This is a genomic window from Allobosea sp. TAB14 (assembly GCF_052113865.1).
GTDB lineage: Bacteria > Pseudomonadota > Alphaproteobacteria > Rhizobiales > Beijerinckiaceae > Allobosea > Allobosea spartocytisi.
On the sequence record NZ_JBFRDQ010000176.1, the window covers coordinates 1 to 8,587 of the forward strand.

General features: G+C 65.1%; 9 protein-coding genes, 1 tRNA gene and 1 pseudogene. 5 read left to right on the forward strand and 6 right to left on the reverse strand.

Going from position 1 to position 8,587, the window contains the following annotated elements; all coding sequences use genetic code 11:
• The 3 genes and pseudogenes from AB4Y99_RS21725 to fabA form a co-directional block, all read right to left on the reverse strand.
• Positions 1 to 84: pseudogene (locus tag AB4Y99_RS21725) on the reverse strand (enoyl-[acyl-carrier-protein] reductase FabI); the annotation flags it as partial.
• A 7-nt stretch (positions 85 to 91) separates the two neighbouring features.
• Positions 92 to 1,318, reverse strand: a complete 1,227-nt coding sequence (gene fabB / locus AB4Y99_RS21730) for a beta-ketoacyl-ACP synthase I (RefSeq protein WP_142023371.1) — start codon at positions 1,316 to 1,318, stop codon at positions 92 to 94.
• 114 nt (positions 1,319 to 1,432) lie between these two features.
• Positions 1,433 to 1,945, reverse strand: a complete 513-nt coding sequence (fabA, locus tag AB4Y99_RS21735) for a 3-hydroxyacyl-[acyl-carrier-protein] dehydratase FabA (RefSeq protein ID WP_038357728.1) — start codon at positions 1,943 to 1,945, stop codon at positions 1,433 to 1,435.
• A gap of 268 nt (positions 1,946 to 2,213) precedes the next feature.
• On the opposite strand from fabA, the gene irrA reads away from it, so the two are divergent.
• A complete protein-coding gene (gene irrA, locus AB4Y99_RS21740) occupies positions 2,214 to 2,678 on the forward strand; it encodes an iron response transcriptional regulator IrrA (RefSeq protein ID WP_191125447.1) in 465 nt (154 codons plus the stop codon).
• 71 nt (positions 2,679 to 2,749) lie between these two features.
• Here irrA and AB4Y99_RS21745 read toward each other — a convergent pair whose 3' ends face one another.
• The gene (locus AB4Y99_RS21745; RefSeq protein ID WP_112764829.1) at positions 2,750 to 3,265 is read right to left on the reverse strand and encodes an SH3 domain-containing protein; all 516 of its coding nucleotides are present in this window, start codon (positions 3,263 to 3,265) and stop codon (positions 2,750 to 2,752) included.
• Between the two features lie 194 nt (positions 3,266 to 3,459).
• On the opposite strand from AB4Y99_RS21745, the gene AB4Y99_RS21750 reads away from it, so the two are divergent.
• Entirely contained in the window at positions 3,460 to 4,455 is a 996-nt protein-coding gene (locus AB4Y99_RS21750) for a 2-hydroxyacid dehydrogenase (RefSeq protein WP_038357724.1), read from the forward strand.
• Between the two features lie 83 nt (positions 4,456 to 4,538).
• On the opposite strand, the gene AB4Y99_RS21755 is transcribed toward AB4Y99_RS21750, so the two are convergent.
• Together AB4Y99_RS21755 and AB4Y99_RS21760 are read right to left on the reverse strand one after the other, a co-directional pair.
• Entirely contained in the window at positions 4,539 to 5,207 is a 669-nt protein-coding gene (locus AB4Y99_RS21755) for an HAD family hydrolase (RefSeq protein WP_112764802.1), read from the reverse strand.
• Between the two features lie 31 nt (positions 5,208 to 5,238).
• The gene (locus tag AB4Y99_RS21760) at positions 5,239 to 6,243 is read right to left on the reverse strand and encodes a complex I NDUFA9 subunit family protein (protein WP_441524791.1); all 1,005 of its coding nucleotides are present in this window, start codon (positions 6,241 to 6,243) and stop codon (positions 5,239 to 5,241) included.
• Between the two features lie 268 nt (positions 6,244 to 6,511).
• Here AB4Y99_RS21760 and AB4Y99_RS21765 point away from each other — a divergent pair.
• From AB4Y99_RS21765 to AB4Y99_RS21775, 3 genes are all read left to right on the forward strand, one after another.
• Positions 6,512 to 6,598, forward strand: a tRNA-Leu gene (locus tag AB4Y99_RS21765).
• 99 nt (positions 6,599 to 6,697) lie between these two features.
• Entirely contained in the window at positions 6,698 to 6,952 is a 255-nt protein-coding gene (locus AB4Y99_RS21770; RefSeq protein ID WP_441524793.1) for a DUF6538 domain-containing protein, read from the forward strand.
• Positions 6,953 to 7,707: 755 nt separating this feature from the next.
• Positions 7,708 to 8,587: GGDEF domain-containing protein (locus AB4Y99_RS21775; protein WP_441524792.1), on the forward strand; the 880-nt coding region annotated here is incomplete at its 3' end.

Below are 8,587 nucleotides of genomic sequence, written 5' to 3' on the forward strand. Positions count from 1 at the left end.
GGTCTTCGCGATGCCCCAGGCAATCGAGTTCTGATTGGCGACCCCCATGACGAGGCCGCGCTTGTTCTGCATCAGGGGGAGCATGGCGCCCTCACGCCTCCAGSCGCTTCATSACGATGGTSGCRTTGGTKCCGCCGAAGCCGAAGGARTTGGAGAGCACGCARCCRAGGCCGGCATTGTCGATGCGCTTGCGCACGATCGGCATGTCGGCRAAGGCGGGGTCAAGCTCGTCGATATGGGCGCTCTCGCAGATGAAGTCGTTGTTGAGCATCAGCAGCGAATAAATCGCCTCCTGCACGCCGGTGGCGCCGAGCGAATGGCCGGTGAGCGACTTCGTCGCCGAGATCGGCGGGCTTTTGTCGCCGGCGCCGAAGACCGCGCGGATCGCCTCGATCTCCTTGGCGTCGCCGACCGGGGTCGAGGTGCCGTGCGGGTTGATGTAGTCGACCTTCGCGTTGACGCCCTGGAGCGCCATGCGCATGCAGCGCTCCGCGCCCTCGCCCGACGGCGCGACCATGTCGTAGCCGTCCGAGGTCGCGCCATAGCCGACGATCTCGCCATAGATCTTGGCGCCGCGSGCCTTGGCGTGYTCCAGYTCCTCMAGCACSACSACGCCGGCSCCGCCGGCGATGACGAAGCCGTCGCGCGCCACATCATAGGCCCGCGAGGCGCGAGCCGGAGTCGCATTGAAGTCGGAGGACATCGCGCCCATGGCGTCGAACAGGACGGAGAGCGTCCAGTCCAGTTCCTCGCAGCCGCCGGCGAAGATCACATCCTGCTTGCCCCACTGGATCAGCTCATAGGCGTTGCCGATGCAGTGATTGGAGGTCGCGCAGGCCGAGGAGATCGAATAGTTGACGCCCTTGATCTTGAACCAGGTCGCGAGCGTGGCCGAGGCGGTCGAGGACATGCCCTTGGGCACCGCGAAGGGACCGACCTTCTTCGACGAGCCGCTCTCGCGCGCCTTGTCATAGGCGTCGATCAGCGCGCGCGTGGAGGGGCCGCCCGAGCCCATGATGATGCCGGTGCGCTCGTTGCTGATCTCGGCGGGCTCCAGGCCGGCATCGACGATCGCCTGCTCCATCGCCACCTGGTTCCAGGCCGAGCCACCGCCGTGGAAGCGCATGGCGCGCCGATCGAGCACCGTCGCGGGATCGAGAGACGGGGCCCCGGCGACCTGGCTGCGGAAGCCATGCTCGGCAAAGTCCTGGGCGAAGGCGATGCCCGATTTCGCCTCATGCAGCGAGGCCAGGACCTCCTGCGTGTTGTTGCCGATGGACGAGACGATGCCCATCCCGGTGACGACGACGCGTCTCATGCTCGCTTCACTCCAGCTCTCCACCCACGGCGAGGCAGGCCTCGCCGCTCAGGATTCTCAATCGCGCAAATGGACCGTAAGGCCGCCGGACGCAAGGTCGGGCTGCGTTTTTCCTCAGGCCGCTTCGGGCTTGAACAGCCCGACGCGCATGTCGCTGACAGTGTAGATGCGCTTGCCATCGGCTTCCAGCCAGCCATCGGCGATGCCGAGGACGAGCTTCGACTTGAAGACGCGCTTGAAGTCGACGCCGTAGACCACGCGCTTGACGCTCGGCAGCACCTGATCGGCGAACTTGACCTCGCCGACGCCGAGCGCCCTGCCCCGCCCCGGCAGGCCGAGCCAGCCGAGGAAGAAGCCGGTGAGCTGCCASAGCGCGTCGAGSCCGAGGCARCCCGGCATCACCGGATCGCCCTTGAAGTGGCAGTCGAAGAACCAGAGGTCCGGCTTGATGTCGAATTCGGCGCGGACACCGCCCTTGCCGTGGGCGCCGCCCTCTTCGGTGATCTCTGTGATACGGTCGAACATCAGCATCGGCGGCAGCGGGAGTTGCGCATTGCCCGGCCCGAACAGTTCCCCGCGGCCACAAGCGAGGATCTCCTCGTAGCTGAAAGACGATTGACGCTGCATTCCCGCTCCGTTGCCTTGTCTCGGCCGCATTCGACCGGTGGATATCGCCTGCGTGCCTAACATGCCCGACGCCGGGAACGAAAGGGCGCAGGCACATTCACCCACATGGCACGCTGACCCGCTCGGGGCAGCTCAACCCGCGCGATTGTCAGCATGCTGGCATGAGCCCGCGCTTGCGAGCCCTCGTTCGAAGTCCTACATTTCCAATCGAATGCAGATGATGCGGAGCGTAGGACGCCCGTTGCAACAAGAAGGGCAGAGCAGAGGCATGAGCGACCAGGTTTCCCGCGACGAGGCCTATGGATCGACCGTGCGGCAGGGTTGCCCGTTCCATGACGTCCGCCACAAGCTGCGCCGCGTGGGCCTGCGGCCGACACGGCAGCGCGTCTCGCTCGGCTGGGTGCTTTTCGCCAAGGGCGACCGGCATATCAGCGCCGAGATGCTGCATGAGGAGGCGGCGAAGGAACGCATCCCGGTCTCGCTGGCGACGATCTACAACACGCTGCGCCAGTTCACCGAAGCCGGGCTGCTGCGCGAGCTCGTCATCGACGGCAACAAGACCTATTTCGACACGGCGATCCATGACCACCATCATTTCGTGGTCGAGGGCGAGAACCGCGTCATCGACATCCCCGCGCGGGAGATCGACGTCGCCACCTTGCCCACCCCGCCGGAGGGCTACGAGATTTCCCATGTCGACGTGGTCGTGCGGCTGCGCAAGATCGGCGACTGAGGCGCCGCCCCTTCCGGCTCCCTGATGCGCTTTCCGGCCGATGCCCGCCCGAAACGGTGCGGCTGATGGCCTCAGTCGACGTTTTCGTTGGGATAAACGCCCCAGAGCCGCTCCTGCGGCAGATAGCCCGTGACGTTACGGATGCTGACGCGGCACCAGGCGCGGACGCATGAGGTGACGCCGATCACCACCCCGGGCTGCAAYTCGGCGACAACTGTGGCGTCGGCATCGGGCGCGCTGCGCATCGGAAACAGCTCCGCCTTGTTCCGCGACCAGGGTGCGACGAGCGCCGTCCGGCGCCCCGAAAGCAGGCTGTGCAGCACCCAGCCTTCGGTTCCATCGGAATCGCGGACGCGCCGCCAGGTCTCGAATTCCGCCGTGACCTCCACGGGCAAGCCGGCCCGCTGATAGACCCAGCGCGTGCGATGCTCCTTCGACGGCCCTTCGCGCAGATTCACCCGGTCCGACTTCAGGCTGACATAGCGCGGCACGGGCAGGCCCGTCACCGAACCGGCCTGCATGTCCTGAGCCTGCGCGCCCGTTGCCATCGCGGCGATGAAAAAGCCCGCCACGGCAAGGCATCTCATCCGCAAGCTCAGCATCGGCTGCTCTCCCACGCGACCCGCTCCGCTCTCAGGCGAAGGGTCAAGTTGTCATCCGCCATCGCGCCGCCTAGACAAACAGGAGCCGGGCTGCACGATCGCTCCATTCCTGAGCCACCACGGTTAACGGTGGGTTGAGGAGAAGCGGTCAATCCGGCGTGCCAGGAAGGGGAGTCACCATGTCGAAGAAGAAGCCGCTGGTCGTGGTGACCCGCAAGCTGCCGGCCGTGGTGGAAACCCGGATGCGCGAATTGTTCGACGCCCAGCTCAACATCGACGACAAGCCGATGTCGCAGGCCGCCCTGGTCGAGGCGGTGAAGACCGCCGATGTGCTGGTGCCGACCGTGACCGACAAGATCGACGCCGCCGTGATCGCGCAGGCCGGCGACCAGCTCAGGCTCATCGCCAATTTCGGCAACGGCGTCGACAATATCGACGTCGCCAGCGCCGTGCAGCGCGGCATCACCGTCACCAATACGCCGGGCGTCCTCACCGACGACACCGCCGACATGACGATCGCGCTGATCCTCGCCGTGGCGCGGCGCATCGCGGAAGGCGCCCGCGTCATCCCCGAAGACGATTGGGCCGGCTGGTCGCCGACCTGGATGCTCGGCCGGCGGATCACCGGCAAGCGGCTCGGCATCGTCGGCATGGGCCGGATCGGCCAGGCCGTGGCGAAGCGCGCCGCCGCCTTCGGCCTGTCGATCCACTACCATAACCGCCGCCGGGTCGACGCCCGCATCGAGGAGAAGCTCGGCGCGACCTATTGGGATTCGCTCGACCAGATGCTGGCGCGGATGGACGTCGTCTCGGTCAACTGCCCGCATACGCCGGCGACCTATCACCTGCTCTCGGCCCGCCGGCTCAAGCTGATGAAGCCCGACGCCATTCTGGTGAACACCGCGCGCGGCGAGATCGTCGACGAGACGGCGCTTGCCCGGATGCTGGAAGCTGGCGAGCTTGCCGGCGCCGGGCTCGACGTGTTCGAGCAGGAGCCCGCGATCAATCCGCGCCTGCTCAAGCTCGCGCGCCAGCACAAGGTCGTGGTCCTCCCGCATATGGGYTCGGCMACSCATGAAGGCCGSGCCGATATGGGYGAGAAGGTCATCGTCAACATCAAGACCTTCATGGACGGCCACAAGCCGCCGGACCGCGTGCTGCCGAGCATGCTCTGAGGCTCTGAGGAGAGTGCCGAAAGGCCGTCTCGAACATCCTTCGAGACGCCGCTGCGCGGCTCCTCAGGATGAGGGCTGGTCGCTCAGGCCGCGAGCGAAGCCACCGCTCCTGGCCAATCCGCATAGCTGTCCACGACGATGGCGGCACCGGCCGCCAGCAGGCGCTCGCGCATCGCCGCCTTGTCACGTGCCGTGCCGGTGAAGCCGGCGACCCGCATTCCCGCCGCGCGCGCCGCCTGCACGCCGGGGACCGAATCCTCCAGCACCAGGCAATGGGCCGGCTCTGCGCCCATCTCCGCGGCGGCGAAGAGGAAGACGTCCGGCGCCGGCTTGCCGCGCGCGACCTGCGAGGCCGAGAAGACATGCGGGTCGAACAGCTCGATCAGCCCGGCCAGCGCCAGGTTGCGCCGCAAGGGCTCGAGGCTGGTCGAGGAGGCAACGCAGCGGCGCCCGACGAGACGCTCCAAAGCGCTGTGCACGCCGGGCAGCGCCCGCAACTCCTGTTCGAGACGGGCGGCGACGCCATCCTCGACGCGGCCTTCGAAATCGGCGGGAAGCGGCCGGCCGAGCGCCGCCTCGATCACCTTGAAGCCGTCAGCGAGCGGAATGCCGACCATCTGCGTGTCGTAGTCATCGAGCGTCCAGCTCGTCAGCCCGATCTCGTGACACAAGGCGAGACTGACCTCGCTATAGACCGTCTCGCTGTCGATCAGCGTGCCGTCGCAATCATAGATGACGAGATCGAACGGCATCGCCTTCCTCGCCCGAATCAGGGAGCCGCGATCAGCTCGCCCGTGCCGTGTCGAACTGGCCGGTCTTGCGGAAGCGCCAGAGATAGGACGGCACCTCGACCTCGACCGAAACCGGCGCGATGCCGAGGCCGGCGAAATCGCGCCCCTCCGCCTTCGCAGCCGCGGAGACGACATTGTCGCTGCCGAGCAGCGTCACCTGGTCGCGGGTCAGCTTGAGCTCGTTCGGCAGCAGCCCGAGCGTCAGCGTATCCACCACTTCCAGCACCCGCGCCATGATTCCGGCCAACGGCAGCGGCAAGGGCAGGATCAGGCGCTTGCGGCCGATGACCTTGCAGACATCCTCGACGAGCTCGCGCAGGCTCATCACCTCCGGCCCGCCGAGCTCATAAGTCCGGCCGGGCTCCAGCGCACCGTCGACCCCACGCGCCACGACCTCGGCGACATCGCCGACGAAGGCCGGCTGGAGCTTGGCGCTGCCGTCTCCGACCAGCGGCAGGACCGGCATCATTCGCGCCATGGAGGCGAAACGATTGAAGAAATCGTCCTCGGGGCCGAACATCACGGAGGGCCGCAGGATCACCGCGCGCGGCWCGATATGGCGCACGGCGCTCTCGCCTTCCGCCTTGGTGCGAGCATAGACCGAGCGCGATTCGGCAGCGGCGCCGAGCGCCGAGATCTGCACCAGCCGGTCGATCCCCGCCGCAGCGCAGGCCTGCGCTACGGTGCGCGCGCCATTGGCCTGGACGGCAGCGAAGCTCTGCCGGCCGCGCTCGTTCATGATGCCGACGAGGTTGACGACCGCATCCGCGCCCTTGACCGCCGCAGCGACCGAAGCCGGATAGCGCAGATTGGCCTGCACGGCATGGATCTGGCCGACCGTGCCGAGCGGCTGCAGGAAGCCTGCGAGATCGGGCCGGCGCACGGCGACGCGCACCCGGTAGCCGCGCTTGACCAGGGCACGCACCACATGGCGCCCGACGAAGCCGGAGCCGCCGAAGACCGTGACGAGTTGCTGAGCCGGGGCTTGAAGGGCCATCGGGAAAGCTCCGTTTAGAATGCTTCTGCCCTCCTAGATCATGTTCCGCGAAAGTGGAAATCCCTTTTGCGGCGATGCAGCGCAGAACGGCCATGCCGGCATGCGGATGCATGGTCCATCGCGGGCCTAGAGCCGGGAAAGCCGGCTTTCCGGCGGGTGCCGGGCCGCAGCGGACCGGCGATTTTCAACAGCCGCATGACGAAGCCGACACAATTCTTTCCGGATGCCGTTGACAGCGCGATCAGCCCCCCGTAAACGAGCCGCCGTTGCCCAGGTGGCGGAATTGGTAGACGCRCYAGCTTCAGGTGCTGGCGCTCGCAAGGGCGTGGAGGTTCGAGTCCTCTCCTGGGCACCACTCATCTACCAGAGTGGTGGTTTGTCAGCACCTTAGCTGATATCGACGGCTTAGTGGACGCCCGAGTGATACAATCGGGTGATCCACATGGTCCTGGCAATGGCCCGGCCGTTCAAGCATCCCAAAACAGGCGTCTATTGGTTTCGCAGGGTCGTCCCAAAGGACCTGCGGGCGACCGTTGGGAAACGCGGGGCTCTTCGTTCGCTCCGGACAAAGGACCCTACCGAGGCCCGCACTCTTCACGCGAATATCGCGGCCGAGGTTGAGAAGCACTGGGGAGCGCTCCGCTCGCCGGCTGAAACCCTGCACAGAAGCAAGTCATCGCCCTTGCCGGCGTCTTCTATCTGGAGCTGACAACCGAACTATCCGACGAGCCCGGCAGTCCTTCCGTTCGGGAGCACTGGCTTAGGATCGAGCGGCAGGCTCGCGGCGCTGGCAAGCTGGAGCAGTGGCTTGGTCCGGAGGTGGATAAGTTGCTGGCCCGACATGGCCTCAACATCGAAGCGGCCCCCGAGGGCGGCTCCTTGTCGCCATCAGCGAAGCATCCGAGCAAGCCGCCGCGCAACTCAAGCGGAATACCGAGGGCGACTATAGCCCCGCCCCGAGGGCTTCCCGGTTCCCCGAATGGAAACCAGCGGAGGAGCCTAAAACTACCAAGTCAGCCGGCAAGACCAGCCTGATAGGCATCCTTGCGGATTGGTGGGAGGAAGCGCAGGCGACTGGCCGGAAGCCGAGTACCTTTGAGAGCTACAGCAACACCGTGGACGGCTTCGTTGCCTTTCTCGGGCATGCCACCGCGCTGGCAGAGCTGAAAGCCGGGGCATCTCCAATCTCCGGATAGGCGCTTCCCGTTGTCAGTCAGCGGGCTCCAACGGCGATTCCGCTCGGTGAGAGGGTCGTTGAAAAGACGATTTCCCCGAAGGCACAGGACATCCGGTTTTCCCTCGGGACGGCCAATCCTCCCGACGTGAAGGCCCGCAACGCCCTCGGTGCTGCACTCGATAGCGGTCGTTCACTTTGGGATGACGTTCACTTCGCCTTTACCGCGATCATGGCAACCTCTCCGATCACGCGAGCCGGGTTCCGGATTTTCGTTTCTGATTGGATCTATGAACTATTACAATGTCATAGGTTTGCTGAACACGAGTATGGCTGCGATATTCTGTATCGCACTGCTAACGATATGGCGAAACAATCGCGCCCTGAAATATATAGGGGTGCTCGGCCTATCCTATGGGATTCGGTCGCTGTGCTTCGGCATTTTCTACTTTGCCTTCTCCCTTGAAAATCCGGTTTTGCGATATTCGGCGAACATCTTCCTCCTGTTCGCGATCATGCTGCTCTCTATCGGCTTGTCCAATCGGCGCTTACGACAGCCTCGCTACAGCGCTCTCCTTGCTATCGCTGCGATCACGCTCGGACCGCTCTACTATTATCAGTTCATCGAACCGAACCTGCTCGCCCGCGTCATCATCCTCAATTCTGGGCTGGCCCTGCTCAGCTTCGTGATGTTGTGGGATGTCGCGAGGGCGCCGCGCCGCTCGCCGGTCGAGCAGGTGCTCCTCGGGTTGTTACTCGTATCTTGCGCAGGCTATCTTCTTCGCCCGCTCTTCCTGATCGCGTCAGGGGCCTCCGGCGAGCGGTTCGAAGATTCCTACTGGCTTGTCGTTTCGATTTCTGATGCTCTTATCTGCGCGATGACTGCTGTTGGTGTGCTTGCGGTTATTGCAAGCGACGTGATGGATGAAATCAAGACTGATGCACTGATCGACACCCTGTCCGGATTGTTCAATCGCCGCGGCTTCGAACCRCGCGCACTAAGAGCATTAGCCGAGCGGACGGCCGGCAACCCGCCTGCCATGATCCTTACTGATCTCGACCACTTCAAATCGATCAACGATCTATTCGGCCATAGCGGCGGCGACCTGATCATTCGGAGGTTTTCCGAGGTTCTCAAGCAGAAGGCGCCCGGCGATGCGATCATGGCGC